The sequence below is a fragment of the Hymenobacter aranciens genome, assembly GCF_030580865.1.
Classification (GTDB): domain Bacteria; phylum Bacteroidota; class Bacteroidia; order Cytophagales; family Hymenobacteraceae; genus Hymenobacter; species Hymenobacter aranciens.
This window is the reverse complement of the sequence record NZ_JAUQSY010000022.1, coordinates 29659-54459: the sequence shown is the minus strand read 5'-3', so window position 1 is coordinate 54459 and position 24801 is coordinate 29659. Positions and strand designations below refer to the sequence as shown.

At 63.1% G+C, this 24801-nt stretch carries 23 protein-coding genes; 15 read left to right on the top strand and 8 right to left on the bottom strand.

Annotated elements, in window-relative coordinates; all coding sequences use genetic code 11:
* The first annotated feature begins 31 nt into the window (after positions 1-31).
* From Q5H93_RS22840 to Q5H93_RS22830, 3 genes are all read left to right on the top strand, one after another.
* On the top strand, positions 32-955 hold the full coding sequence (locus tag Q5H93_RS22840; protein WP_305009038.1) for a cation diffusion facilitator family transporter: 924 nt from the start codon (positions 32-34) through the stop codon (positions 953-955).
* Positions 956-1080: 125 nt separating this feature from the next.
* The gene (locus Q5H93_RS22835; protein ID WP_305009037.1) at positions 1081-2283 is read left to right on the top strand and encodes a glycoside hydrolase family 113 protein; all 1203 of its coding nucleotides are present in this window, start codon (positions 1081-1083) and stop codon (positions 2281-2283) included.
* Between the two features lie 31 nt (positions 2284-2314).
* Positions 2315-2803: a methylated-DNA--[protein]-cysteine S-methyltransferase gene (locus Q5H93_RS22830; RefSeq protein ID WP_305009036.1), complete on the top strand. Its 489-nt coding sequence runs from the start codon at positions 2315-2317 to the stop codon at positions 2801-2803.
* A 311-nt stretch (positions 2804-3114) separates the two neighbouring features.
* Here the strand turns inward: Q5H93_RS22830 and Q5H93_RS22825 are convergent, their stop codons facing one another.
* The gene (locus Q5H93_RS22825; protein ID WP_305009035.1) at positions 3115-3996 is read right to left on the bottom strand and encodes an alpha/beta hydrolase; all 882 of its coding nucleotides are present in this window, start codon (positions 3994-3996) and stop codon (positions 3115-3117) included.
* A gap of 174 nt (positions 3997-4170) precedes the next feature.
* Between Q5H93_RS22825 and Q5H93_RS22820 the strand changes: the two genes are divergently transcribed.
* From Q5H93_RS22820 to Q5H93_RS22810, 3 genes are all read left to right on the top strand, one after another.
* Positions 4171-4947: a tetratricopeptide repeat protein gene (locus tag Q5H93_RS22820; RefSeq protein WP_305009034.1), complete on the top strand. Its 777-nt coding sequence runs from the start codon at positions 4171-4173 to the stop codon at positions 4945-4947.
* 94 nt (positions 4948-5041) lie between these two features.
* A complete protein-coding gene (locus Q5H93_RS22815; protein WP_305009033.1) occupies positions 5042-5803 on the top strand; it encodes a hypothetical protein in 762 nt (253 codons plus the stop codon).
* Positions 5804-5920: 117 nt separating this feature from the next.
* Positions 5921-6586: a phosphatase PAP2-related protein gene (locus Q5H93_RS22810; protein WP_305009032.1), complete on the top strand. Its 666-nt coding sequence runs from the start codon at positions 5921-5923 to the stop codon at positions 6584-6586.
* A gap of 122 nt (positions 6587-6708) precedes the next feature.
* On the opposite strand, the gene Q5H93_RS22805 is transcribed toward Q5H93_RS22810, so the two are convergent.
* Positions 6709-7491 carry an SDR family NAD(P)-dependent oxidoreductase gene (locus Q5H93_RS22805; protein ID WP_305009031.1) on the bottom strand — a complete coding sequence of 261 codons (783 nt, stop codon included), beginning with the start codon at positions 7489-7491 and terminating at the stop codon, positions 6709-6711.
* A gap of 250 nt (positions 7492-7741) precedes the next feature.
* Positions 7742-8557 carry a phytanoyl-CoA dioxygenase family protein gene (locus tag Q5H93_RS22800; RefSeq protein ID WP_305009030.1) on the bottom strand — a complete coding sequence of 272 codons (816 nt, stop codon included), beginning with the start codon at positions 8555-8557 and terminating at the stop codon, positions 7742-7744.
* A 593-nt stretch (positions 8558-9150) separates the two neighbouring features.
* Between Q5H93_RS22800 and Q5H93_RS22795 the strand changes: the two genes are divergently transcribed.
* The 4 genes from Q5H93_RS22795 (at position 9151) to Q5H93_RS22780 (ending at position 12855) form a co-directional block, all read left to right on the top strand.
* Positions 9151-9564: a hypothetical protein gene (locus tag Q5H93_RS22795; RefSeq protein WP_305009028.1), complete on the top strand. Its 414-nt coding sequence runs from the start codon at positions 9151-9153 to the stop codon at positions 9562-9564.
* Between the two features lie 16 nt (positions 9565-9580).
* Entirely contained in the window at positions 9581-10387 is an 807-nt protein-coding gene (locus Q5H93_RS22790) for an energy transducer TonB (RefSeq protein WP_305009027.1), read from the top strand.
* A 118-nt stretch (positions 10388-10505) separates the two neighbouring features.
* Positions 10506-12047: a hydroxymethylglutaryl-CoA reductase gene (locus Q5H93_RS22785; RefSeq protein WP_305009026.1), complete on the top strand. Its 1542-nt coding sequence runs from the start codon at positions 10506-10508 to the stop codon at positions 12045-12047.
* 79 nt (positions 12048-12126) lie between these two features.
* Positions 12127-12855, top strand: a complete 729-nt coding sequence (locus Q5H93_RS22780; RefSeq protein WP_305009025.1) for a hypothetical protein — start codon at positions 12127-12129, stop codon at positions 12853-12855.
* A gap of 76 nt (positions 12856-12931) precedes the next feature.
* Here the strand turns inward: Q5H93_RS22780 and Q5H93_RS22775 are convergent, their stop codons facing one another.
* On the bottom strand, positions 12932-14137 hold the full coding sequence (locus tag Q5H93_RS22775; RefSeq protein ID WP_305009024.1) for a homogentisate 1,2-dioxygenase: 1206 nt from the start codon (positions 14135-14137) through the stop codon (positions 12932-12934).
* 252 nt (positions 14138-14389) lie between these two features.
* Entirely contained in the window at positions 14390-16036 is a 1647-nt protein-coding gene (locus tag Q5H93_RS22770; protein ID WP_305009023.1) for a S41 family peptidase, read from the bottom strand.
* A 324-nt stretch (positions 16037-16360) separates the two neighbouring features.
* On the opposite strand from Q5H93_RS22770, the gene ruvX reads away from it, so the two are divergent.
* From ruvX to Q5H93_RS22750, 4 genes are all read left to right on the top strand, one after another.
* Positions 16361-16786, top strand: coding sequence for a Holliday junction resolvase RuvX (ruvX, locus tag Q5H93_RS22765; protein ID WP_305009022.1), 426 nt, complete (start codon positions 16361-16363; stop codon positions 16784-16786).
* A 121-nt stretch (positions 16787-16907) separates the two neighbouring features.
* A complete protein-coding gene (def, locus tag Q5H93_RS22760; RefSeq protein WP_305009021.1) occupies positions 16908-17519 on the top strand; it encodes a peptide deformylase in 612 nt (203 codons plus the stop codon).
* 88 nt (positions 17520-17607) lie between these two features.
* Positions 17608-18588 (top strand): zinc dependent phospholipase C family protein, encoded by a 981-nt coding sequence (locus Q5H93_RS22755; RefSeq protein ID WP_305009020.1) that lies wholly within the window; start codon positions 17608-17610, stop codon positions 18586-18588.
* A gap of 111 nt (positions 18589-18699) precedes the next feature.
* A complete protein-coding gene (locus tag Q5H93_RS22750) occupies positions 18700-19071 on the top strand; it encodes a DMT family protein (protein ID WP_305009019.1) in 372 nt (123 codons plus the stop codon).
* Between the two features lie 82 nt (positions 19072-19153).
* Here Q5H93_RS22750 and Q5H93_RS22745 read toward each other — a convergent pair whose 3' ends face one another.
* Complete coding sequence (locus Q5H93_RS22745; RefSeq protein ID WP_305009018.1) at positions 19154-20647, bottom strand: T9SS type A sorting domain-containing protein; 1494 nt, start codon at positions 20645-20647, stop codon at positions 19154-19156.
* Positions 20648-20901: 254 nt separating this feature from the next.
* Between Q5H93_RS22745 and Q5H93_RS22740 the strand changes: the two genes are divergently transcribed.
* Complete coding sequence (locus Q5H93_RS22740) at positions 20902-23214, top strand: patatin-like phospholipase family protein (RefSeq protein ID WP_305009017.1); 2313 nt, start codon at positions 20902-20904, stop codon at positions 23212-23214.
* Positions 23215-23411: 197 nt separating this feature from the next.
* Here Q5H93_RS22740 and Q5H93_RS22735 read toward each other — a convergent pair whose 3' ends face one another.
* Both Q5H93_RS22735 and Q5H93_RS22730 read right to left on the bottom strand, forming a co-directional pair.
* Positions 23412-23825 (bottom strand): response regulator, encoded by a 414-nt coding sequence (locus Q5H93_RS22735; protein ID WP_305009016.1) that lies wholly within the window; start codon positions 23823-23825, stop codon positions 23412-23414.
* Positions 23826-24161: 336 nt separating this feature from the next.
* A complete protein-coding gene (locus tag Q5H93_RS22730; protein ID WP_305009015.1) occupies positions 24162-24791 on the bottom strand; it encodes a response regulator transcription factor in 630 nt (209 codons plus the stop codon).
* Positions 24792-24801: the final 10 nt, after the last annotated feature.

Below are 24801 nucleotides of genomic sequence, written 5' to 3'. Positions count from 1 at the left end.
GCCCGCGCCGGTTCTGCGTAAGGCGGAACCTATGAGTTCACCCGCTTCCTCTTCCAAGCTCGCCATTTACGGGGCCATTGGGGCCAATATTGCCATCGCCATCAGCAAGTTTGTGGCGGCGTTTTTCACCGGCAGCTCGGCCATGCTCTCGGAGGGCATTCACTCGCTCGTCGATAGCGGCAACGGCATGCTGATTCTCTACGGCGTGAAGCAGTCGGAAAAGCCCGCCGATGCCAAGCACCCCTTCGGGCGCAGCAAGGAGCTGTATTTCTGGGGCCTGATTGTGGCCGTGCTGGTGTTTGCCGTGGGCGGCGGCATGTCGTTCTACGAGGGCGTAACCCACCTGCAGCACCCCTCCCCCATCACCGACCCCACCTGGAACTACTGGGTGCTGGGCCTCTCGCTGGCCTTCGAGGGTGTTTCCTGCTTCCTGGCCTTCAAAGCTTTCAACCAGGACCGCGGTCAGGCGTCCTTCACCGCCGCCCTCTCGCGCAGCAAAGACCCCTCGGTGTTTGCCATCCTCATGGAGGATTTGGCGGCCCTGCTCGGCCTCGTCATCGCCCTGGCCGGCGTGTACTTCGGCCACCTGCTCAACAACCCTTACTTCGACGGCGCCGCCTCCATCGCCATCGGGCTGCTACTCACGAGCGTAGCCGTGTTCCTTATCGTGAAAACCAAAGGCCTGCTGGTGGGCGAAGGCGTGGACGAGGCAACCCTCACTGACCTCGACCGCATTGCCAAGGCCCAGCCCGGTGTGTGCGCCGTGCGCCCGCCCCTCACCATGTACATGGGCCCGCAGGACGTGATTCTGGCCCTCGATGTGGAGTTTGATAATGAGCTCAAATCGGAAGAAGTCGAAAAAGCCATCGACCAGCTGCAGGATGCTATCCGGGCCGAGCACCCCGAGTTCAAGCGCATTTTTGTAGAAGCCAAAGCCCTGTCGCAACGGGCGTAGGGGGTGGTAGTACGAATTCCCCGCAGGGGTTCGTACTACCACTTGGTCGTTTGCGCGGTTATAACAACGTCATAGTGGTAGTACGAACCGCTACGCGGAATTCGTACTACCACCTCCTAAATCCCATGCTCAACCAAACTACCCCCTTCTCCTCCTTCTGGTGGGGCGGCTTCGAATGCACCGACCAACTCAACGCCTTCGGCCACCGCGTCGATTTCCTGCCCCTCACCGGCCATCTGCAGCTGATTGACGAAGACTACGCGGCCCTCGACCAGTTTCAGATTCGCACCGTGCGCGAGGGCATCCGCTGGGCCCACATCGAAAAAACGCCCTACCACTACGACTGGAGCACGGTGAAAACCATGCTGGCCGCCGGCCGCCGCCACGGCATCCAGCAGGTGTGGGACCTGTGCCACTTCGGCTTCCCCGACGACCTCACGCCGCTGCACCCCATGTTTGCCCGGCGCTTTGCCGCGCTGTGCCGGGCCTTTGTGGACTTCTACCGCTCCGAGCGCCCCGACAACGTACTCATCGTCACGCCCATCAACGAGGTGAGCTTCATCAGCTGGCTCGGCGGCGACGCCAATGGCACCGCGCCCTACTGCCACGGCCAGGGCTGGCGCGTGAAGTACGGCCTGATGCGCGCCTACATCGAGGGCGCCCACGCCCTGCGCGAGGCCGACCCCACCATCCGCTTCCTCAGCACCGAGCCGCTGGTGAACATCGTGCCCCCCCTGCGTGCCACCGAGCGCGAGCGCCGCGAAGCCAAAGAAGCCAACCGCAACCAGTTTCAGGCCACCGACATTCTCAGCGGACGCCTCTGCCCCGAGCTCGGCGGCCACGAAAGTTTGCTCGACATTGTAGGCTTCAACTACTACTACGACAACCAGTGGCAAAACCACACCACCAATAAGCTGGGCTGGGCCGATAACATCCCCGACCCGCGCTGGCGCCCCCTGCGCGCCCTGCTGCACGACGCCCACAAGCGCTACCAGCGCCCCTTCGTGCTCACCGAAACCAGCCACCCCGGCGTGGACCGCCCCCTGTGGTGGGACATGATTGGCCAGGAATGTGCCGCTGTGCGCCAGGCGGGCCTGCCGCTGCAGGGCGTCTGCCTCTACCCCATCGTCGACCGCCCCGACTGGGACCACACCCACCAGTGGCACCAGGCCGGCCTCTGGGATGCCGACCTGAGCGTGTCGCCCCCGGCGCGGGTGCTGCACGAGCCCAGCGCCGAGGCCCTGCGCCGGGCGCAGGCGCTGGTGCAGGAGGCCAGCAAGCTGAAGACTAAAAACCCGGCCCGCAGCCGAAGCTTGTCGTTGCTGTAGGTGGTATTTTTACCGTCTATTCTGCTGCCTCATGTCCGCCACTGTTCACCTCGCCACGCCTCTCGGCCCGCTGGCCCTCACCGGCTCCGAGGAGGGCCTGAGCGCCGTGGGCTTTCTGGAAGATGCCGTGCCCGCCACGCCCCTCGCCCAGATTCCCGCCCACTTGCAGGAAGCGCACCGCCAGCTAAGGGCCTACTTTGGCCGCGAATTGCGCGACTTCGAGCTGCAGTACGCCCCCCTCATCGGCACCGAATTTCAGCGGCGGGTGTGGGCGGCGCTGCTGGGCGTGGGCTACGGCCGCACGGCCTCGTACCTCGATATTGCCAAAGCCCTCCATGACCCGAAAGCCGTGCGGGCCGTGGGCGCGGCCAATGGCCAGAATCCCCTGGCCATCGTCTGGCCCTGCCACCGCATCATCGGGGCCAATGGCAGCCTCACCGGCTACGCCGGCGGCCTGCATCGCAAGCAGTGGCTGCTGGCTTTCGAGCAGCCCACCCGTCAGGGCGGCCTGTTCAGCTAAGCCCGCGACCCGCTCAATTCTCCAAGGCACCCGCGAAACGCTCGTGGCAAGGTGCGCAGCTCAAAAGGGAGGTGCGCAGCCCCGCAGGATACCTGCGCAGCCGTCCAAGGTACCTGCGCAGCCCAAAAGGATGGTGCGCAGCCCCCCAAGGTACCCGCGCAGCCCCCAAGGGAGGTGCGCAGCCCCACATGGCACCCGCGAATCACTCCAGGGAGGGTGCGCAGGCTCAAAGGGGGGTGCGCACGGCCCAGGGAGGGTGCGCAGACCAAAAGGGGGGTGCGCACGGCCCAGGGGGGTGCGCAGGGCCGTTTTCATCCCGCCCCCACCAGTTTCAGCAGCTCCTTATAAATAACATTGTGCTGCCAATACAGCTGCAACACCATCGGCACGTGCTTCTTCCCCGGTAGCACCTGGTAGGTGGGCGGCATCCCCAGCGCCCCCAGCCGCTTCCGGAACCTTTCGGAGCTGCTGCTGATGCTCGGATAGGTTTCGCCCCCGATAAATAGCAGAAACGGCGGCTGCCCCGCCCGTAGCCTATAAATCGGCGACCACGCCTTCCACCCCGCCGGGTCGCCCCCAAACGCGTCGTGGTACTGCGTGTCGCCCGTGTCGCGGCTCTTGAGGTAGGTGTACATATCCAGCCCGGCCGGGTCGTCCAGAATAGCCCCCCGCACCGGGTTCGGGGCCAGCCCGTGCCGCGCCAGCAGCCCATCGTCAGTCGTGAGAATCGCCGCCAGGCCGCCCCCCGCCGAGTGCCCCATCACAAACACCCGGCCCGGGTCGCCCCCGTACTCCCCGATGTGCTGCACCGTCCACGCCAGGGCCCGGGCGCAGTCGTCGGCCATGCCGTCAATCTTCACCTTCGGGGCCAGCCGATAATTGATAACCACCGCCACCACGCCCTGCCGGGCCAGCCGCCGCCCCACAAAGGTGTAGATGTTCTTATTGCCGCTGTTCCAGTTGCCGCCGTGCATAAACAGCACCACCGGGCAGCCCTCGCCGGGCGCTTTCCGGCGCGGCGCATACACATCCAGCCGGTGCCGCTCCGTATCAAAGTCGGGCGCCGTCGCGGCCACATAGGCCAGGTTTTTGATTCGCTGGCTGGGCCGCGCCATTCCATATTCCACACTCGATAGCACCACCACGGCAGCCAGCACCAGCCCCAGGGGCAACAACACCAATAATCGACGCATAAGAAAACAGTAAGCCGGCAAAAACCCCGGCCCCCGCACCTACGCCGGGCCGCGCCGCGCAGTTTGCCGGCCCCGCCCGGCCACCCCCGCAATAGCCTTGCCCGCGGGCCGTTTATCTTTGCCATTACGCGTGCGGGCCGCGTTTTTTATCGGCCGCCTTATTTTCCTATTTCCGTGTTGATTTCCACTTCGCTAAAAACCCTCGCCCAACAAGCCCTGCTGCTGGTCCTGCTCAGCACCTCCGTAGCCGTAGCCCAGCGCAAAAAACGCGAGCAAGTAGCCGCCAACCCCGATGGCAGCCTCCCGGCAGCTACTACCGCCGCGGCCCCAGCTCCCGCCCGCCCCGTCCGCCTGCAGCCCCTTTTCGGCGGCCTCACCCCGGCCGCCGCCACCCAGCTATTCGGTGCCAAACAACTCGAAGCCGTGGCCGCCAGCTTCGCCTCACGCGACGAAGCCAGCACCTTCTTCGCCCAGAAAGGCTATGAGTACCTGAGCGAAAACCAGGCCGATACCGCCGCCTACCGCTTCAACCTGGCCTGGCTGCTCAACCCCAACAACCCCGACGTATACCGCGGCCTGGGCATCGTGGCCAGCAACGGACCTACGCCCGACGCCGCCATCGCGCTGCTCAACAAGGGCCTGGCCCTGGCCCCCACCAACGCCTACCTGCTGGCCGACCTCGGCACCAGCCACCTCAACCGCTACGCCCAGACGAAGAAGAAAAAAGACCTCAGCACCGGCGTCGAGCTGCTGCAAAAAGCCGTGGCCCTTGCTCCTCAGCACGGTGTGGCATGGCACCAGCTGGCCCAGGGCTACTACCACCAGGAGAAATACGCTGAGGCCTGGGATGCCCTGCACAAAGGCCGGGCGCTCGACATGAGCAGCATCAATTTCAACCTCATCACGGAATTGATTGCCAAGATGCCCGACCCCCAGGGCATGTTCAAGTAGCGCGGAACTTCATTCCACGGCGGCTGCTGTCAGCACTTTGGACGGCTTACTACTTCCATGGCGGAATGAAAGTCCGCGTCACGATTTCTTACCTATGCGTTTTCTTATTTCCCTCACGCTACTTGGGGCTTTGCTGCTCGGCGGCTCGTCGGCCCAAGCGCAGCACAGCCGCCAGCGCCGCCATTTCAACAGCCAGGGCCGCCCCTACTACCGCGGCCCCCTGCGCCTGACGCTGGCCGGCGGCACGGCCTTCTACAATGGTGACCTCGGCAGCTTCGGCCAGAATTTCCTGGGCCCGGCCGTGAGCGTGGGCGTGCTCTACCGCCTGCGCCCGCACTTGCTCATCGGCAGCGAGTTCTCGTATTTCCAGCTGGGAGCCAAGGACAAGCTGACCGAGCGCGGCCTGGCTTTCCGCAGCACCAATGGCCTGGGCACGGTGCTGCTACGCTTCGATTTGCTGCCCGATGAGTCAGCCTTCTCTTCGGCCGGCACCGACCCGGCCCCGTTCCAGATTTACCTGCAGGCGGGCGCCGGACTGCTGCTCTACAGCCCCGAAGCCTACGAGGGCACCAGCCGCGCCACCGACAATACCCGCTTCCTCCCTTCGGAGCGCGAAGCCTTCCCCACCCAGCCGGGCGCTACCACGGTGTACCCGGCCATGGCGGGCGTGGCACCAGTAGGCGGCGGCTTCACGGTGCGCCTGAATGATGCCCTGCACTTGGGTTTGGAGGGCAATTATTACTTCACCACCACCGACCATATTGATGACGTGAGCCTGCGCGGCAACCCCGACCAGAAGGATGGCTTCGGCACGGTGCTGCTGAAGCTGGATTGGGCACTGCCTTCGGGGAGGTAGGCCAAAGCGGTGTTAGGTGTTAGGTGTTAGGTGTTAGGTGTTAGGTGTTAGGTGTTAGGTGTTAGGTAAAATACGGAGTCCAAAAACCCAACACCTAACCCCCTTTTCAATTTTCCAATGCTTCCCCCATTTCTCACCGTTCCCCCGATTGAGCGCTGGCCCGCCCAATGGGCCCGGCCTGCCTTTCGCTGGCGCCTGGGAATCGTCGTGGGCCTATTGCTGGCCCTGCTCCCCGTCCTGCCGGGTTTCTACCACTGGGTGCAGAGCCGCCCCGGCCGCCTGCTACCCGACTGGCTGCTAAGCCAGCTGCCGGTGCGCGATGTGGCGGTGCCCACCTTCGCGGCCATCTACGGCAGCATCGTGGTGGCGCTGCTGTACCTGCTGCCGCGCCCGCTGCGGCTGCTGCACGCGCTGTGGGCCTACTTTTTCCTGCAGCTGCTGCGCATCATCACCCTCACGCTACTGCCGCTCGACCCGCCCCGCGAGCTCATCGTGCTGCACGACCCCGTGACGGAAGCCCTCTTCCGCGCCTCCACCGAGGCACCCATTGTGCGCGATTTATTCTTCTCCAACCACACCGCCACCATGGTGCTGCTGGTACTGGTGGTGGGCAGCCCCGGGCTCCGGCTGCTGCTGGCCATGGCCACGGCAGCCGTGGCGCTGCTGGTGCTGGTGCAGCGGGCGCACTACAGCTACGATGTGCTGGCGGCGCCGCTGTTTGCCGGGCTGGCGTATTGGGCGGCGGGAAGAATAATGGGCGACGCAAGAGCAAGAGCAAAATAGAACGTCATCCTGAGCGTAGCGAAAAGACCTCGTCCGCGCCGCATACAGCAGTAATTAAAAGTTACTGCCACAACGGCGCGGACGAGGTCCTTTCGCTGCGCTCAGGATGACGTTCTTTTAACTCAGTCCAGGTACTTCTCGTAAATCCCGGCCGCAATCTTTTCCGTCAGGCGCTTAGGCACCAGACTGGTGAGGCCGGCCGACACTTTATTGAGCAGCCCCGGCACAATTTCGGCCTGCCCGGCCAGCATGCCCGCTACGGCGGCGGCGGCCACGGCCTCGGGCGTCATGGCTACTTTTTCGGAGGTCTTTTGCAGCTCGGCGCCCATGCCGGCACGGTCGGCAAAGCTAGTGGTGGTGGCGCCGGGGCTCAGGCAGCTCACCGACACGTTGGTATCCTTGAGCTCGTAGCGCAGGCCGCGGCTGAAGCTGAGCAGAAAGGCCTTGCTGGCGGCGTAGAGCGTGAGCGTGGGCACGGCCTGGTAGGCAGCGGTGCTCGACACGTTCAGGATGTAAGCCTTCGGGGCCTGGTGCAGGCAGGGCAGCAGGGCGTGGGTGAGGGCCACCGGCAGGCTCATGTTCAGCTGCAGCATGTTCTGCTGCTCGGTCAGGCTGAGCTCCTCGAAGCGGCCCCAGAGGCCGTAGCCGGCATTATTGACCAGCACGCCCAGCACGGGGGCGTGCTCCTGCACCCAGGCGGCCACGGTGGCAGCGGCATTGGGCGCGGCCAGGTCGAGGGCCAGCACCTGGGCCTGCTGCTGGTGCTGCGCGCTGATTTCGGCGGCCACCTGCTGCAGGCCCTCGGCCGAGCGGGCTACCAGCAGCAGGTCGTAGCCGCAGCGGGCCAGGGCGTGGGCGAGGGCGCGGCCAATACCGCGCGAGGCGCCGGTGACGAGTGCATACATAGTATTAGAACGATAAGCTCCCCTCCTTGGAACCGAAGGTCGGCGAAGCCAAAGGAGGGGATGTTTTGCCGCAGGCAAAACGGGGGTGGTTGAAGTCGGCAGGGCTTTCGCGCCGATAGAGGTAAATATTTTTACAAACGGCGCTAACGGCGCGAACGGGCGAACCACCCCCGTTTCAGCTGCGCTGAAACATCCCCTCCTTTGGCTTCGCCGACCTTCGGTTCCAAGGAGGGGAGTTTGTCGTTCTACCTCATTTCACCAAATGCAAAAACCGCAGGTAGAACGGCGTGGGGCTGCTTTCGGTTTTGGGCTGGTACTTACCGGCGATGATGGGTACGTACATCACCCGGCGGCGGCTGGCTTCGCCGATGAGCGGCGACTGGGCCACGCGGTGCCACATGCGGCCGTCGTGCACGGTGAGGTCGCCGGGCTCGGTTTCGATGGCGATTTCGTTGGGGTCGTAGTACACGTCTTTGTAATACTTCTTACGAAACAGCATCTTGTGCAGGCTCTGGCGGTGGGTGCCGGGTATCACGCGCAGGCCGCCATTGGTGGCCTTGGTGCCGTCGAGGTGCAGGCCCACGTTGAGCATCGGGCCGATGCGCTTGCCGTAGAACACGTCGCGCAGCGAGTCGGTATGCCAGCCCATCTGGCTGAACTCAGAGCCCGCCACGTTCACGTAGTGGTTCACCACGAGGCCGTCCTTTTCGTTTTCGCCCACCCGGCCGCCTTCGGCTTCAAGCAGCGGAAAGAGGGCCCTAAACCGCTCATCCTGCAGCAGGTCGTGCAGCACGGGGTGGTGCTGCGAGGCAAAGGCGAAGCGCTGCACGATGGGCGAGCCATCGACGTCCTTGCCGTACTTGATGGGTACGCCGTTTACTTTCTCTACTTTATCGGCCAGCCACTTATCCTGCACATCCTGGGTGGCTTTGATGATTTGCCGCACCTGCTCGGGCGTGGCAAAGGGCCGGAAATGCAGGAACCCATATTTAGCAAAAAATGCCCGCTGCTCGGCCGTAAGCGAAGGGCCAAGCGTGAAGCGGGGATAATCGGCGGATAAATTCATAGGGTAAGCGTAGCGCCGGGTTGGTGACCCCGGCGCATAATACAAAAGTAACATCGGCCGGGCCGGGACCGGGCCCCGGCAGGGCTGCCAACGGCTCCACGGCCGTTTATAACCGGCCGCCTCGGCGGGAAGTTTTAAGGTTGTTTTACCTTTTAAAGGTCGGGCGGCCGGTGTGAACTGACGGTGAATCCGGCCCGGCCGTTGCCTGCCGCAGACGGCCAGCCGGCCGAAATACTTTACCCGCCCCCCGGGCCGCCGGCTGGCCGCAGCCGCTCCCCCCACCCGCTGGCCCAAGCCCAAATGACTAAGGCAAGTGCCCAGAGCAGTAAGGTAATCTGGAAAAATACTAAGGCAGGTACGTTGCGTACTACGATAGAGTGTAAATTGAATACGATAAAAACACTGCACCGTAGAGCAGTCCTTTTTTTGACTACGATAAATATCCACGGTATTACAGCAAATTGGAATGCGACTACAGCAAATACGCTTGGCACTGCGATAAGTAGGTGCCCAAGGGGGTAGCCCGGCAGAAATTATTCGTCAGCCGCCTATCTTCGGGCCTCTTTGCCTGGTTTACTTAGCTCCTGCTGGCTATGGCTTTATCATCTGAAGCACGCATTGCCCAATTTGCCGAGCGGCTGGCCCGGCGCGATGCCCCCGTGCCGCCCGACCCCGCCCGCTTCGAGCCGGCGCGGGTGCTCGACCGTTTGCAGCGGGCCCTGCAGCCCCTCACGCAGATGCGACTCTACAAGGGCCGCCTCACGCTGGCGCGCATGTGCTATGCCTTTCTGGATGGCAAGGAACTGAGCAGCGCGGCCCTGCAGCAGGCCGCCGGCATCGGCGACATTGCCGGCTCGCGGGCCCGCACGCGGCTGGAGCGCGCCGGCCTGCTGCGGCACTACTACCCCGGCAGCCAGCGCCGCTACCGCCTCACCCGCTACGGCGAGGATTGGCTGCTGGCCGTGGCCCAGGATACGGAAATCCCGCCGCCGCCCGTTGTAGCGTAAATCAATCCGCCCCGCCATGCTCCTGCTCCCTACTTTCAACGCCCGCCTGCAGCCCTGCCCGGTGAGCGCGGCGGCTTTCACGCCGCACGCGGGAGGCAAATTTTGTAGCCAGTGCCAGCGCGTGGTGCAGGATTTCAGCCAATCCATTAACCCCGTGGCCGACCTGGCGGCCGCCCGCGCCGCCGCGCCCGATGGGCGGGTGTGCGGGAGCTTTGCCGTAGCGCAGGTGCAGCGGCCGAAGCTCACGCGGCGGCTGCGCTGGTTTGTGGTGGCGCTGGTGCTGGTGATTGGGCAGGGGCTGACGGCGCGGGAGGCGCTGGCGCAGGTGCGCAAGCCGGCCAGCCGCTCGCATACAGTGGCGAAGCCTAAGAAACAGACAAAGCAAGCAACAGCACCCCGTAAGGCAGAGCCAGTACCTGAGCCACTGGACGAGCAGGTCACTTACATGGGCATCGCACTCCCAGAACCAACGGAGGAGGTTGTTCTGGCGCAACCCAGCGCACCAAGCATCTACACCTATGTGGAGCAGATGCCAGAGCCTTTGCAAGGCGGCGGCGTGGCTGGTATTGCAGCCCAACTGCAGAAAAATATCCGCGTCACGCCCGCTGACCTGGCGCAGGTCATGGGCAAACTCTTCGTAAAGTTTGTGGTGACCGAAACCGGGGCCGTGACCGATGCTGTCATCCTCAAAGGCTGCGGTTGCGGGGCCGATGCGGCCGTTTTGCAGGCCGCTCGTAGCCTCACCGGCCTGCGCCCGGGCCGCCAAGGTGGGCAGCCGGTGAAGGTAGAAATCGTGCTGCCGGTGCTTCTGGAGGCGCGCTAGGCGCAGCTATTCTCTGGCATTTCCCCAAAATCCCCCATCTTCACGCCGCGCCTGCCCGGGTGCGGCTTTTCTATTCACCTTACTTCCCGTTCCCACCATGGTTTTCACGCCGTCTCCGATGCTTCTTAAGCTGCTCTACACCCGTGGCAGCCTGCACAATCAGCCCCAGGGTGAGGGCGTGGCCTTCAGCCTCAAAAACCGGCTCGACACGGTGAAGGTCACCGGCTTTCGGCAGGTGCAGATTGGCGACGTGGTGATTCCGGCCGAGCAGATTGAGGTGGACATGGGCGGGGGCGAGCGCCGCCCGGCCACGGCCATCGACGCCGCCGGGCAGGCCGTGGAGCTACCCGTGGGCCGCGCCCTCACGGTGCTGCTGGCCATGCCGCCGCTGGCCGAAGGCATTCACCAGGTGCAGTTCTGGTTTACCACCGATGCCTTCGGCGAGCTGCACGTGGAGGTGGAAGATGCCATCGTGGGCGCCGGCAACCAGAAGCCGCGCATTCCGCGCTCCGAAGAGGACGACTACTCCGAAGCCGCCATTGCGGCCCGGCAGCGCTTCGCCGAGCAATTTTCGGAAAAGGAGTTTAAGCACCTCAAACACTATTCCTTCGACGCGCACCAGCTGCAGGGCAACTGCGAGCATTTCATGGGCGTAGCCCAGATTCCGGTGGGGCTGGCGGGGCCGCTCACCGTGCATGGCGAGCACGCGCAGGGCGACTTCCTCATCCCGATGGCCACCACCGAAGGCACGCTGGTGGCGAGCTACAACCGCGGCATGCAGGTGCTCAACCTCTGCGGCGGGGTCAAAACGACCGTCATCGGCGATGCCATGCAGCGGGCGCCGGTGTTCGTGTTCAGCGATGCGCGGGGCGCCCGCGACTTTGGCCGCTGGGTGGAGGCCAACATCGACCGCATCCGGCCGGAGGCCGAAAGCACCTCGCGCATTGCCAAGCTGCAGTACATCGACACCTACCTGAGCAACAAGTTTGCCTTCCTGCGCTTCAACTACAGCACCGGCGACGCGGCGGGCCAGAACATGGTGGGCCGCGCCACCTTCGCCGCCTGCTCCTGGATTCTGGAGAACTACAAGGAGACGAAAATCGAGCATTTCTACCTCGAATCGAACTTCGCCACCGACAAGAAAGCCAGCCAGATTAACGTGATGCGCACCCGGGGCAAGCGCGTGGTGGCCGAGGCCGTGGTGAAGCGCGACGTTCTGATGCAGCGCATGCGCGTGACGCCCGAGCAGCTGGCCTACCACGGGCAGGTGAGCAACGTAGGCGCCTTCCTGAGTGGGGCCAACAACAACGGCGCGCACTCGGCCAACGGCATCACGGCCATGTTCATTGCCACGGGGCAGGACGTGGCCAACGTGAGCGAGTCGAGCGCCGGGGTACTGTATTCGGAGGTGAATAAGGACGGCGACCTCTACATCAGCATCACCATTCCCTCGCTCATCGTGGCCACGCACGGCGGCGGCACCGGCCTGGCCACCCAGAACGAGTGCCTGCAAATGCTGGGCTGCGTGGGCCGCGGCACGGTCAATAAATTCGCCGAGATTGTGGCTGGCGTGGTTTTGGCAGGCGAGCTGAGCCTGGGGGCGGCCATTTCGAGCTCCGACTGGGTGAGCAGCCACGAGCAGTACGGCCGCAACCGGTAGAGAGTGGACCGTTTAGCTTCGCGCTACCTCATTACTCCTGTTTAACTAATCAACTCACCCCTAACCTCTGCTTAGTTTTATGAAGAAAATCTTTTTCCTGCTGTTGCTGGGCTCCGCTGGCTCGGCCCTGGGCCAGGGCCAGACCGGGCGCGGCATTATGGAAATCAGCATGGATATTTACCAGCGGGCCAACTCACCTGACGCTCTTAAGCGTCTCAATCCGCAGCTAGTGAAGGCTCCCGAAGCGCATATCGAGCGCATTCCGGTGCCAGGCACGCTCATCACGGCTGATGGCAAGCGCTACCGCGTGGCTGGCCTAAGCTATAACGTGGCGCTGCAACTACTGGAGGCCACCGATTCGACGGGCTCGCATGTGTGGCCCCCGGGCAGCCTGCAGGGTTTTGAGTTGGGCCGGGGCAATGATGCCCGGCACTTCCAGACCTACAAGATTCGCGACGGGGGCGTTAAGCCTGACTTCGTAGAATTACTGACCCTGACGAAGAGCAGCCCCATAGTGCTGGCCGTGCAGCACCATTACGTGCACGAAGAAGCCGTGCTCGACCCGGTGTTGAAAACCGTGAAAGTGCCTGAGCGTACTGTTATCGGCCAGCGGGTGATGGCCGGCTCTGGCAACCTGCCCAACGAGCCACTACGTGAAGTACAGCTTAAGCAGCGCGACGTATTGAAGCTCTTCGGTGGCTTTGCACCCCAAATGTCTGCCTTCGCCGCCAAAGAAAACCTGAGCTACACCGACCTGACGCAGGTGCTGCGCATGGTGGAGTATTACAACCAGAAGGTGGCGAAGTAAGTGACGGAGTAGTGGAATAGTGAGATGGGGGGGTGGTGGATTATCAGTCTCCCCATCTCACTATTCTACTACCTCATTAATCCATCATATCGGCCGCGCGGGGCGGGTCGGGCACGAAGCCGGGGTTCCAGCTCATGGGGTAGCGGGGGTCGAGGTATTGCAGGGCTACATCGGTCATGTAGAGCGGGCGGAAGGTATCGACCATCACGGCGAGCTCGTGGGTTTCCTTTTTGCCCAGGCTGGCCTCCACGGTGCCGGGGTGCGGGCCGTGGGGCAGGCCGGTGGGGTGCCAGGTGAAGGAGGCCAAATCGACACCCTTGCGCGACATGAAATTGCCGGCCACGTAGTACAGCACCTCGTCGGAATCGACGTTGGAGTGGTTGTAGGGCGCCGGGATGCTGAGGGGGTGGTAGTCGAAGAGGCGCGGGACGAAGGAGCAGATGACGTAGTTGTGGCCTTCGAAGGTCTGGTGCACGGGCGGGGGCTGGTGCAGGCGGCCGGTGATGGGCTCGAAGTCGTGGATGCTGAAGGCGTAGGGGTAGAAGTAGCCGTCCCAGCCCACCACGTCGAACGGCGACCAGGCGTAGGTGAGCTGGTGCAGCATGCCGTCTTTTTTGACCTGCAGCAGGTAGTCACCCTCCTCGGTTTCGGAGTCGATGAGCTCGGTGGGCGGGCGCATGTCGCGCTCGCAGTAGGGCGAGTGCTCGAGCAGCTGGCCGAAGTGGTTGCGGTAGCGCCGCACGGTTTCGACGGGGCTGAACGACTCGATGATGAGCAGGCGCACGGGGCCTTCCTCGAAGTGCAGCTGGTGGATGACGGTGCGCGGGATGACGACGTAGTCGCCGGGCTCGAAGGCTACTTTGCCCATCTGGCTCCAGAGCTCGCCGCGGCCTTCGTGCACGAAAATGACTTCGTCGGCGGTGGCGTTTTTGTAGTAGTAATTCATCCGCTTCTCGGTGGGGTTGCAGATGCTCATGGTCACGTCGGCGTTGCCGAGCATGGTTTGGCGGGCGGCGAGGTAGTCGCCGCCGGTGGTTTTCTGGGCCAGGGTGCGCAGGTGCTCGGGCTGCAGGGGGCGGTCCTTGAGCAGCTTGTAGCCGTAGGGCTTGGGCTCGCCGACGTGCTTAATCTGGGTGGGCGGGTGCTTGTGATAGAGCAGCGACGACACACCGTGGAAGCCCAGCGTGCCCACGAGCTGCTCGGAGTAGAGCGAGCCGTCGGGCTGGCGGAACTGGGTGTGGCGCTTGCGCGGAATCTGGCCGAGGCGGTGGTAAAAAGCCATGAGCAAGGAGGGATTGGGTGGGGGGAATCGGGGTGGTGAAGATACGGCGAATGGCGCGGTGTGGTACTGCCCGGTAGTAAGGCGGTACCGGGCGGCAGTAGCCTGGTACCAGCCGGCAGTAACCCTGTACCGCCCGGCAGTAAGGCGGTACCGGCTGGCAGTAGGCCGGTACTGGCCGGCAGTAACCCTGTACCGACCGGCAGTAACCCTGTACCGGCCGGCAGTAAGGCGGTACCGCTGCCGGGCTAAGGGTTATTTCTTCAACAGCGCCAGCATCACCGTGCTGTCGCTCACGGCGGTGAGGGCGCGCTGGAGCTCGCGGTCGTTTTCGCGGAGCACGGTGTAGTAGGGCACGAGGCCGTAGGCGCTGCGGGCGATGTAGGCCTTGAGGTGGTTGCGGAGCAGGGGGGCGCAGCGCCGGGCGGCGCCGGGCTCGGCCTTCACGCCGTCGCGGGTGGCCTGGGCAGCAAGGGTGGCCAGCTGCTGGTCGTCGATGCGGAAAGTGCTGTTGAACTGCTCGAAGCGCAGGCCTTCGAGCTCGGCCTTGTGCTGCTGGTAGAAGGTGAGGGCGAAGGCGCGGAGCAGGCCTTTGCCCTGCAATTGGGTGAAGTAGCTGGAATGGGCCAGCGAGTCGCGGGGCACGAAGATGTCGGGCATGATGCCGCCGCCGCCGTACACGGGGCGGCCGTGGTCGGTGCGGTAGCGCAGGGCTTTGGCGAAGCGGTTGCTGTCGGCCGAGGCCAGCTCGCCGCGCTTCTCGCGCTCGGCGAGGTCGCGGCTGTATTCGGCGTAGCTGGCGCCGTAGGGCTTCTGGATGGAGCGGCCGCTGGGGGTGTAGTAGCGGGCAATGGTGAGGCGCAGCTCGCCACCGTCGGAGAGCGGAATGGGCTGTTGCACGAGGCCCTTGCCGAAGGTGCGGCGGCCCACGAGCAGGGCGCGGTCGTGGTCCTGCAGGGCGCCGGCCAGCACTTCGGCGGCCGAAGCGCTGCCTTCGTCGACGAGCACGACGAGGGAGCCTTCTTCGAACTCGCCGGTGGTGCGGGCGTAGGTCTGGGTGTCGTACTGGTCGCCCTTGCCCTCGGTGTAGACGATTTTGCGGGAGCCGGCAATAAACTCATCGGCCAGCTTGGTGGCGCGGTCGAGGTAGCCGCCAGGGTTGCCGCGCAGGTCGAGGATGAGGCGCGAAAGGCCGTGCTGGCGCAGCTCCAGCAGGGCCTGGTGAAAGTCGTCGTAGGTGCTGGCGGCAAAGCGGTTGACTTTGATGTAGCCGGTTTCGGGGTCAATCAGATACGCGGCTTCGACCGAGTTGTTGGAAATGCGGCTGCGGGCCAGCGTGAGGCTGATGGGCCGGGCGGCGCCGCGCCGCTTAAGCTCCACGGCCACGGTGCTGCCCTTGGGGCCACGCAGCAGCTGCTGGAGCTGGGCATTGCTGAGCCGGGCACCGGACACGCGCCGGCCGCCGAGGCTCAGAATCTGGTCGCCGGGCTGTACGCCGGCCAGCTCGGCGGGGCCACCGCTGAGGGGCGCCACCACGGTCATAGTATCGCGGGCAAGGTTGAATTCGATGCCCACGCCGTCGTAGTCGCCCTGCAGGAAGGCGTCGGTGTTGGCCCGGTCGCGGGCGGGGATGTAGACCGAGTGCGGGTCGAGCTTTTCGAGCATCTGGGCCACGGCGTAGTCGGCCAGGGCCTCGGTATCGACGGTGTCGGCGTAGTCACGGTCCACGTAGCTCAGGATTTCCTTGAAGCGCAGGTAGCCGCGGGCGGTGCCCTCGGGGTTATCGGATGAGGGTCGAAACAGCTGGTTGTTAAGGAGGGCGCCGCTGGCCATGGCCAGGAATAGTAAGCCCGCCAGGCGTAGCCGGCCAACACGCGCAGGAGCAGGTGATGGAGGGGGCATGGCGATGGGGAAAATACGTAGGGGTGGGGCGGGGTCTTCAAAATTATTGAATTTTTCCCGGATAATTGGACGAAGCTCCCCTCCTTGGAAAGGAGGGGATGTTTTGCCGCCGGCAAAACGGGGGTGGTTGAGCCGGTCGCGCCGTTAGGAGCGGAATTGGGATTTGCCGGGTTTGGCGATGGTGGTTCTGTTATCACCCTAACGGCGCGGACGGGCGAACCACCCCCGTTTTGCCGGCGGCAAAACATCCCCTCCTTTCCAAGGAGGGGAGTTGTCGTTCTACCGTCGCCGTATCTTTGCACCGTACTTACCCCCTCCCCCACCATGCCCCGCATCCTCGCCATCGACTACGGCAACAAGCGCGTGGGCCTCGCCGTCACCGACCCGCTCGGCATCATTGCTACCCCGCTCGATACCATTCACAGCAAGGATTTGCTGGCGTACGTGAAGAAATACCACCTGCAGGACCCGCTGCGGGCCATCGTGGTGGGCATGCCGCGCACGCTGCTGAATGAGCCTACCGATGCTACCAGCGCCGTGGTAGGCCTGCTGCGCACGCTGCGCCGCGAGCTGCCCGAGGTGCCCGTGCACGAGCTGGATGAGCGGTTTACCTCGCGCATGGCGCACGCCGCCATGCTGGCCGGCGGGCTGGGCCAGAAGGCCCGCCGCGACAAGGCCACCGTGGACCGGGTGAGTGCTACCCTAATTTTGCAATCGTTTCTGGATTCGCCGGCGGCTCCCGTTTTTTAATTAAAAATTATGAATTAAAAATTAAAAATTGGGTTGCCTCCGGAGCCTTAGACTACCGATGCTGCTTTTACCAATTTGAATTAATTTTTAATTCATAATTCATAATTTTCAATTCCCTTTCATGATACTTCCCATCGTTGCCATCGGCGACCAGGTGCTGAAAACCAAGGCCAAGCCGCTGGCCGCCGACCTCCCGGCCGAGGAGCTGCAGAAGCTCATCGCCGACATGTACGAAACCATGTACTACGCCAACGGCGTAGGCCTGGCCGCCCCGCAGATTGGCAAGGCCATCCGGCTGTTCGTCATCGACTCGAACCCGATGGTGGAGCTGGACGAGGACGAGAAAAAGAAGCTGGAGGCCAAGGGCGAAACGCCCGAAGTGGGCGTCAAGCGCGTGTTCATCAACCCGCAGATGGTGAGCGAAACCGGCGAGCCCTGGGGCTTCGAGGAAGGCTGCCTGAGCATCCCCGGGGTGCGCGAGCTGGTGCAGCGCTGCCCCGACATCGTGATTCGCTACGAGGACGAAAACCGGCAGCTGCACGAGGAAGGCTTCTCGGGGCTGACGGCCCGCGTCATTCAGCACGAGTATGACCACCTCGAAGGTATCCTCTTCACCGACAAGCTTTCGACCTTCAAAAAGCAACTGCTGAAGGGCAAGCTGGCCCGCATCAGCAAGGGCGACGTGAAGCACGACTACCGGATGAAGTTTCCGGGCCAGACGGGGCGGCGGTAACCGAACAATACTGTAAAAGCGCTTCGCAACTGTCCGGGTTGTGGGGCGCTTTTGCATTGGTACTCATTCTGTGTTGTACCTTTTGCCCATGAAAAAACGGCTACTCCCACTCCTGCTGCTTCTTCCACTGCTGCTGTGGCCGCGCCAGCCGCAGGCCTGGGGCTTTTTCGGGCACCGGCTTCTCAACCGGCTGGCGGTGTACACGCTGCCGCCAGCCATGGTGGGCTTTTTCAAGGCCAACATCGACTACCTGACGGTGAATGCCACCCGGCCCGACTCGCGCCGCAACCTGGTGCCGAACGAGGCCCCGCGCCATTTCCTGGACGTGGACCGCTACGGCGACAGTGCTGAGTATAAGCTGCCCCGCAAGTATGCCGATGCCGTGGCCCGCTACGGCGAAGATTCCTTGCAGCGCCACGGCATCGTGCCCTGGCACGTGGCGACGATGAAAAACCAGCTCACCGCCGCCTTCCGCGACAAGGACACCGACCGCATCCTACGCCTTTCGGCCGACATGGGCCACTACATCGCCGACGCCTGCGTGCCGCTGCACACCACGCGCAACTACAACGGGCAACTGACGGGCCAAAAGGGTATTCACGCGCTGTGGGAGTCGCGTTTGCCGGAGCTCCTGAGTGCCGACTACGACCTCTTTACGGGCCAGGCGGCGTACATTGAAAACCCGACGGTGACCATCTGGAACGCCGTTATCCGCTCGCACGCGGCGGTGGATTCGGTGTTCTTATTCGAGAAGGAAACGACGGCCAAGTTTGCCGAAGATGCCAAGTATGGCTACGAGCAGCGCGGCAACGCCACGGTGCGCGCCTACTCGCGCGAGTTCAGCCGCGAGTATCACCAGCGCCTCAACGGGCAGGTGGAGCGGCAGATGCGCTACGCCGCCCGGCTCATCGGCTCATTCTGGTACACCTGCTGGGTAGATGGCGGCTCGCCCGACCTCAACAAGCTACCCCGCACCACGCCCTCGGAAGCGGAGAAGCTGCGCCTGGAGCGCGAGGCCAAGGAAGCGGCGAATGCGCCCGTAGTGGCCGCGCCGGGACACGATGACTAAGAAATGTCATGCTGAGCAACGCGAAGCATCTTTTCACGTTAGGCCGACGCAGTAACTCAATCGGACAGGCGTGAAAGGATGCTTCGCGCTGCTCAGCATGACACACTTTTTATGAAAGGCCCGCTTACCCTGCTCCTGCTCACCGTCTCCAATCTGTTCATGACGTTTGCTTGGTACGGGCACCTGCAGTTCAAGAAGCTGGCCTGGTTTTCCAAGCTCGGGCTGGTGGGAATTATCCTCGTGAGCTGGGGGTTGGCGTTTTTCGAGTACGTGTTTCAGGTGCCGGCCAACCGCATTGGCTTTGAGGAGAATGGCGGGCCGTTCAGCCTGTTTCAGCTCAAGGTTATTCAGGAGGTTATTACGCTGGTGGTGTTCACGCTCTGCACGGTATTTGTGTTTAAAACCGACCAGCTGAAGTGGAATCACCTGGCAGGGTTTGGGCTGCTGGTGGCGGCGGTATTTGTCATTTTCAAGAAGTGGTAGGCCGGTTGTGAGGGTCAAAAAAGGAACCGGCCCCCGTCTGCAATGCAGACGGGGGCCGGTTTCGGTTTGCTAAAAATATCGGCTACTGCTTCACTACTTTCAGCACTTGCGCGGGGCTGGCGGCGGGTTTAAGAAAGACGGTGTAAACACCTGCTGGCAAAACTGCCGTGTTGAGCTGCAGCGTACCCGTGCCAGCAGCACGGAGAGTGGCGGGCTGCGTGAGTACCACACGGCCTATGGCGTCGTGCAGCTCCAGGGCTACGGCCTGCGGGCGGGTCAGCTCAAATTTGACCGTCAGTTCGTTGCTGAAGGGGTTGGGGAAAGCGGCCGTGGTGGCCGCCGGGCGGGCCGTGGCGGCGGGCAGCAGCTGGCGGAAGCTGCGGAGTTGGCCATAGGTGACACCGTTTTTGCGGTAGCCTTCCAGGTTCATGTAGCTATCATTGAACATGTCGCCGTGGTGGAAGCGCGTAAGTCCCAGGCCCTGCGCGGAGGCGTCGAAGCCCCAGAAATCAATTACGTAGGTGATGGCCAGACTATCGGAACCTGCCCCGCAGCTTGAACCCGAGCGCAGCAGCACTTCCTGCTCCAGGCGGTTGTTGAACTGCGCCGAGCGGCTGGCAGCCCTAGCCAGGCTACCGAACGGTGGGTAGCGCTGGGAGTAGTTATTGGTCAGCATTTTCACATTGGAATCGCTTCCACTGGCAACCACCATAGTACTGACAGCCCCGGGGAAAAACGAGGTGCCACTACTCCCGCAGAACTGCGCAGGAGCCCCCGGCGAGCCGTAGCCAAACGACAACGAACGGCTCCAAATCTGGTAGATGATGGAGTCGCCGCCGGCACTGGTAGTGCGGCTGATGATGCTGTCGCGCGTCCAGCCTTCCGAGCACAGCTGGCTGGTCAGGCTATTGATGGTGGTGTAGTGCCGCTGAAAAACATCGTTGGGCTGAAAATCGAAAACGGCTTTGGTGCCGAGCTGGGCCGTACCCCGGTTGAGCTCGGGCAAGGCCGTGAGCGTGAGAGCCCGGCTGCGATAGCGCCCGTCGAGCAGAGCAATGAGGGCGGGGCCTTCCACCAGGCCAAACTGCTTGCTCAGCTGTAGCGTCTGCCCATTGCTCAAGCCGATGGTAGCCACCGAATCGGCTTGCCCCAGCACCGTGGCCATCGTGCGGGCGCTGACGGTGCCCGTGAGCCCGGGGGCCGCCACCCAGGCTTGGCCTACGGCCGCCCGGGGCCGCAGCGTGAGGGTGCGGCCGTTGCTGGCCGTGAGCACGAAGCTGCCCGCCGCCGGCACCGTCAGCGTGGCTCCGAACAGGTTGTTGGGCCGTTGCATGTGGGTGCCGCCGCAACCAATGCTCGAATTGGCGGGCAGCGGCTGCGCCATGGGGTTAAACCGGAACACAGTGTCGGCTCCGGCCTGACTACGGCCGATAATCCGCAGCGTATGCGTGGTGTCGCCGGGCGTAGTGCTTTCGCTGAACTGGTAGGTGAGGCCCATCCGAAAGGGCCGATAGTCCTGGGCCTGGGCGGGGGCAGCCAGGCCGGCGGCTAGTAAGGGTAAAAGTAGCTTACGCATGCGTGAAAGAGAATGTGGTGAGAAAATACTATCAGTTTTTGAGCACTTTGAGTACCTGAGCTGAACTCCCGGCCGGAACGGGCGGTAATCCGGAGCCTCAACCCAAGTAGCAGGCAGCAGAGCAAGTAGCAGCCGGCGGAGTTGTTTCATGGCTGCCAACTTACTGAAAATATCCGACTTGGTGGCCCAACAACCCGCGCTGCCCCGGCGGCGTAGGAGGCAAACCCGCCGTAGCGGGCATTCTCCTCCCTTTTATGCTTACAACATTACGTGTAGCCTTGCCGGCGCTGCTGCTGGCTAGTCTGTTATCCATCACTGCGCAGGCCCAGAAAGTGGGCCTGGTGCTCAGCGGCGGCGGCGCCAAGGGCCTGGCCCACATCGGCGTGCTGAAACAGCTGGAAAAGAACCACATCCCTATCGACTACATTGTGGGCACCAGCATGGGCGCTGTGGTGGGCGGCATGTACGCCGCCGGCTACTCGCCCGAGGAAATCGAGCAGCTGGTGCTGACGCCGGAGTTTCAGCGCTGGACTTCGGGCAAGCAGCTCGAAAGCAAAACCTTTAACTACCTCACGGCCGAGCCTTCGCCCTCGGCGCTGCGGCTGGGCGTGGCCATCGACTCGACCTTCAAGGCGCGGGTGAGCACCAACCTGGTGAACGACCTCAACCTGAATCTGGCCCTGACGCGCCTGCTGGCTCCGGCGGGCGCCAGCAGCCACTATGATTTTGATAATCTGATGGTTCCGTTCCGCTGCATGTCGTCGGAAGTGTTTACGCGGCACGTGGTGGAGCAGAGCAAGGGCTCGCTATCGGATGCCATCCGCAACTCGATGTCGTTTCCGCTGGCTTTCCGGCCCATCCGCAACATCGACGGCAAGTATTACTACGACGGCGCGGTGTACGATAACTTCCCTACCGCCACCATGAAAAAAACCTTCGCGCCGGACATTATTATCGGCGTGAACGTGGGCGACGTGGCGTTCAAAAAATACCCCAAAAACGACGACGCGCTGCTCGCCAGCACGGTAGCCTTTCTGGGTACCAGCGTGGCTGATACGATGAGCGTAGGGCCAAACGGCATCTACATTCAGCCCAACCTCGGCAACCTGGGCGCCGGCGACTTTGAGCGCGTGAAGGACTTCATTGCCCACGGCGACACGGCCGGGCTGCGGGCCATGGAAAAGATTAAAAGCCGGATTTCGCGCCGCGTCGATTCGCTGACGCTGCTGCACAAGCGGCAGGCTTTCCAGGCTAAAGCGCCCACGCCGAAGTTTATTGAGGTGCGGGTGAACGGCCTGCGCCCCGACCAGAATGAGTACGCCGCCAAGTTTTTCCAGCGCAAGGGCCGCGAGTATTCGCTCGACGACATTGAGGAAGGCTACTACCGCCTGGCGGCCGACGACTACTTCAAGAACATTTACCCGCGCATTCGCTACGACTACGACCGCAAGGGCTACGTGTTCAGCGTCGATGCCCAGCGCAACAACAACGTGAGCGCCGAAATCGGCTTCGTGCTGTCGAACCGGCCCATTGACAACCTGTATTTTGGCATCGAATACCGCTACCTGCGGCGCTGGCTCTACACCGCCTCGGCCGACGTGAGCCTGGGGCGCTTTTACAACGGCGCGCACGGCTCGTTCCGCATCAGCATTCCGGGGCAACTGCCGTTTTTCATCGAGCCCGAAATCACGTATAACCAGTGGGATTACCAGAACACCGGCGGCCTGCTGGGGCGCGACGTGCTGAGCACCCAAGTGCGGCAGCAGGATACCAAGCTGGGCGGCCAAATCGGCATCAGCCCCAACTACCGCGCCCGCCTGCTGCTCGATTTGGGAGCCTTTGTGATTAAAGACGAGTACACCAATTCGAAGGAAATTACCAATGCCGATGTGCTGGACGTGACGCGGTTTCACGGCTTTACGGCCGCATTGCGCTTTGCCCGCAACACCCTCAACCGCAAACAGTACGCTACCTCTGGCCATCGTTACGTATTCACCCTGCGGGGCATAACGGGAGCGGCCGAGTACACGCCGGGCTCTACCGCCCGCATAGACGCCAGCGGCCGGCACCACGAATGGCTTCAGATGCGGGCCACGGCCGAGCGCTACTTTATGCTGAAAGGCGACCGCCGCAGCTGGGGTTATTTTGCCGAGGGCATGGTCAGCGGACAGGGCACATTCACGAATTACCGTTCCAGCATGACCACGGCCCCGGTGTTTGCGCCGCTGCCCGATTCGCGCACCATGTTTCTGGACAGCTACCGCAATGCCAATTTTGTGGCCGCGGGCCTGCGCTACAACCAGCCGCTGTTTGGCAAGCTGGAGTGGCGCTCCGAGGTATATGGCCACCTGCTCATCCGGCCGCTGGAAATGAACGAGGAAACCCAGAAAGCCGTGCGCAAAAACACCGTGGACCGCCCGCGCCTGACGGCCAGCACCGGCCTCGTGCTGCAAACGCCGGTGGGCCCGTTTGCCATTCACGCCCGGTATTACGACGACCCGTCGGAGAAATTCAGCATTTACGGGCATTTGGGCTACCTGCTGTTCCGTGGGCGGGCGCTGGAGTAAGGTCCATGCCCCGCTACCCGCCAACGCCCCTGACAGCTGCTGTCGGGGGCGTTGTTTTATATTATCAATAAACCATCCGCCCTGCCGATGCACCCGGCAGCGCACCGTTGTAGGGTTGAGGCTAAGGCCAGAGTCGGGACAGGCAATTCGGCACCACGGCAGCAGTAAGCAGGCGCCTTTATATCGCCAGCAGGCTCCTAACGCCTAACTTTCAACCTATCCGGGTGGCGCGCCTGGTCGAGGGCGTGGCTGAGCCGCTGGCGTAGCTCTTCGGCGGGGCTGCTTTTGGGGATGAAGGCCAGCGGGTCGGTGGCCCACACCTCGTCGGAAATAGCGGCGCGCTCTTCGCTGGTAAAATAGAGCAGCGGCATAGCCCGGTGCTGCTGCAGCCAACGGCCCAGCTGCAGGCCGTTTTCGGGGCCGTCGAGGCCGATGTCGAGCACGGCCAGTGCGGGCGGCGGGCCCGCAGCACACAGGGCTCGGGCCTGGGCAGCGGTAGCAGCGGGGCCCAGCACGGTGGCGCCAAGCTGCTGCAGCAGCTCGGTGAGCAGGATGCCCCACAGTGGGTCGTTTTCAACCAGCAGCACCACCAGTGGTGTCGGAGTTTTCATAGCGTTTATTCACAGAGAAAAAGGCAGTGCTGCCCCCTTACGCCGGGCAACTAGTGTAGTGGTAGAGCCGTGAAGATAGGAGTTTTTGGCGAATTGCTTGTAGCTTCGGGCCAACAGCCAGCCGACCAGCCGACCAATTACCATGGAATGCAACGACAAACGCCCCGCAACTACGAGGCTCGGCGCTGGCCGGATTACCCGGGCCGCAAAATAAAGAAGCCGACTACTAGTCGGCTTTCAGGCACAGATGAAAATCTGATTATGAACCTGTTTTGCACCAGCCCTTTATAAATTTGCTCATCATAAAATAAAATATCGCGCTGCGGCTCCGGGCCTCTACCCCTGCCGGTGCCGGGCCAGCATCTCGGTTTTAGAATTGACTTCCAGCTTGGTGTAGATGCGGCGAATGTAGGTGCGCACCGTGTTGAGGGTGATGCCCAGGCGCTCGGCTACCAGGCGGTAGCTCAGGCCTTCCTCGATGGCCTGCACCAGCTGCAGCTCGCGGGCACTGAGGGGCTCGGTGATGGGGGCGGCGGGGCGGAAATGCCGCACGACGTGCCGCGCAATGGCCGGCGACATCGGCGAGCCGCCTTCCAGCACATCCAGCAGCCCGGCTTTCACGTCGCGTAGCATCGTGCTTTTCAGCAGGTAGCCCACGGCCCCGGCGCATAGGGCCTGGTAGAGCCGCTCGGCATCGGCATACACGGTGATGAGGACAACTTCAGCCTTCGGTAGCAGCTGCCGGATAAGTGCCACGCCCTCGATGCCGGTGAGGCCGGGCAGGCCGATATCGCTCAGTATCAGCCGGGGCGGGCGGGCGAGAGTGGGCAGCTTTTCAAGGAACTCTTCCACCGAGCTGGCCACCAGCACGCAATCGAACTCGGGCTGCGCGCAGAGGTAGGTAGCGTAGGATTGGCGAATCGAAGGGTCGTCTTCGATGATGGCGAGCGTAGTGCGAGTGGACATAAGACAAAGG

Bases quoted from the DNA above. Each gene is read 5' to 3' on its own strand.
- Q5H93_RS22840 (WP_305009038.1), top strand. From the start codon at position 32: ATGAGTTCACCCGCTTCCTCTTCCAAGCTCGCCATTTACGGGGCCATT.
- Q5H93_RS22835 (WP_305009037.1), top strand. From the start codon at position 1,081: ATGCTCAACCAAACTACCCCCTTCTCCTCCTTCTGGTGGGGCGGCTTC.
- Q5H93_RS22830 (WP_305009036.1), top strand. From the start codon at position 2,315: ATGTCCGCCACTGTTCACCTCGCCACGCCTCTCGGCCCGCTGGCCCTC.
- Q5H93_RS22825 (WP_305009035.1), bottom strand. From the start codon at position 3,996: ATGCGTCGATTATTGGTGTTGTTGCCCCTGGGGCTGGTGCTGGCTGCC.
- Q5H93_RS22815 (WP_305009033.1), top strand. From the start codon at position 5,042: ATGCGTTTTCTTATTTCCCTCACGCTACTTGGGGCTTTGCTGCTCGGC.
- Q5H93_RS22810 (WP_305009032.1), top strand. From the start codon at position 5,921: ATGCTTCCCCCATTTCTCACCGTTCCCCCGATTGAGCGCTGGCCCGCC.
- Q5H93_RS22805 (WP_305009031.1), bottom strand. From the start codon at position 7,491: ATGTATGCACTCGTCACCGGCGCCTCGCGCGGTATTGGCCGCGCCCTC.
- Q5H93_RS22800 (WP_305009030.1), bottom strand. From the start codon at position 8,557: ATGAATTTATCCGCCGATTATCCCCGCTTCACGCTTGGCCCTTCGCTT.
- Q5H93_RS22795 (WP_305009028.1), top strand. From the start codon at position 9,151: ATGGCTTTATCATCTGAAGCACGCATTGCCCAATTTGCCGAGCGGCTG.
- Q5H93_RS22790 (WP_305009027.1), top strand. From the start codon at position 9,581: ATGCTCCTGCTCCCTACTTTCAACGCCCGCCTGCAGCCCTGCCCGGTG.
- Q5H93_RS22785 (WP_305009026.1), top strand. From the start codon at position 10,506: ATGCTTCTTAAGCTGCTCTACACCCGTGGCAGCCTGCACAATCAGCCC.
- Q5H93_RS22780 (WP_305009025.1), top strand. From the start codon at position 12,127: ATGAAGAAAATCTTTTTCCTGCTGTTGCTGGGCTCCGCTGGCTCGGCC.
- Q5H93_RS22775 (WP_305009024.1), bottom strand. From the start codon at position 14,137: ATGGCTTTTTACCACCGCCTCGGCCAGATTCCGCGCAAGCGCCACACC.
- Q5H93_RS22770 (WP_305009023.1), bottom strand. From the start codon at position 16,036: ATGCCCCCTCCATCACCTGCTCCTGCGCGTGTTGGCCGGCTACGCCTG.
- ruvX (WP_305009022.1), top strand. From the start codon at position 16,361: ATGCCCCGCATCCTCGCCATCGACTACGGCAACAAGCGCGTGGGCCTC.
- def (WP_305009021.1), top strand. From the start codon at position 16,908: ATGATACTTCCCATCGTTGCCATCGGCGACCAGGTGCTGAAAACCAAG.
- Q5H93_RS22755 (WP_305009020.1), top strand. From the start codon at position 17,608: ATGAAAAAACGGCTACTCCCACTCCTGCTGCTTCTTCCACTGCTGCTG.
- Q5H93_RS22750 (WP_305009019.1), top strand. From the start codon at position 18,700: ATGAAAGGCCCGCTTACCCTGCTCCTGCTCACCGTCTCCAATCTGTTC.
- Q5H93_RS22745 (WP_305009018.1), bottom strand. From the start codon at position 20,647: ATGCGTAAGCTACTTTTACCCTTACTAGCCGCCGGCCTGGCTGCCCCC.
- Q5H93_RS22740 (WP_305009017.1), top strand. From the start codon at position 20,902: ATGCTTACAACATTACGTGTAGCCTTGCCGGCGCTGCTGCTGGCTAGT.
- Q5H93_RS22735 (WP_305009016.1), bottom strand. From the start codon at position 23,825: ATGAAAACTCCGACACCACTGGTGGTGCTGCTGGTTGAAAACGACCCA.
- Q5H93_RS22730 (WP_305009015.1), bottom strand. From the start codon at position 24,791: ATGTCCACTCGCACTACGCTCGCCATCATCGAAGACGACCCTTCGATT.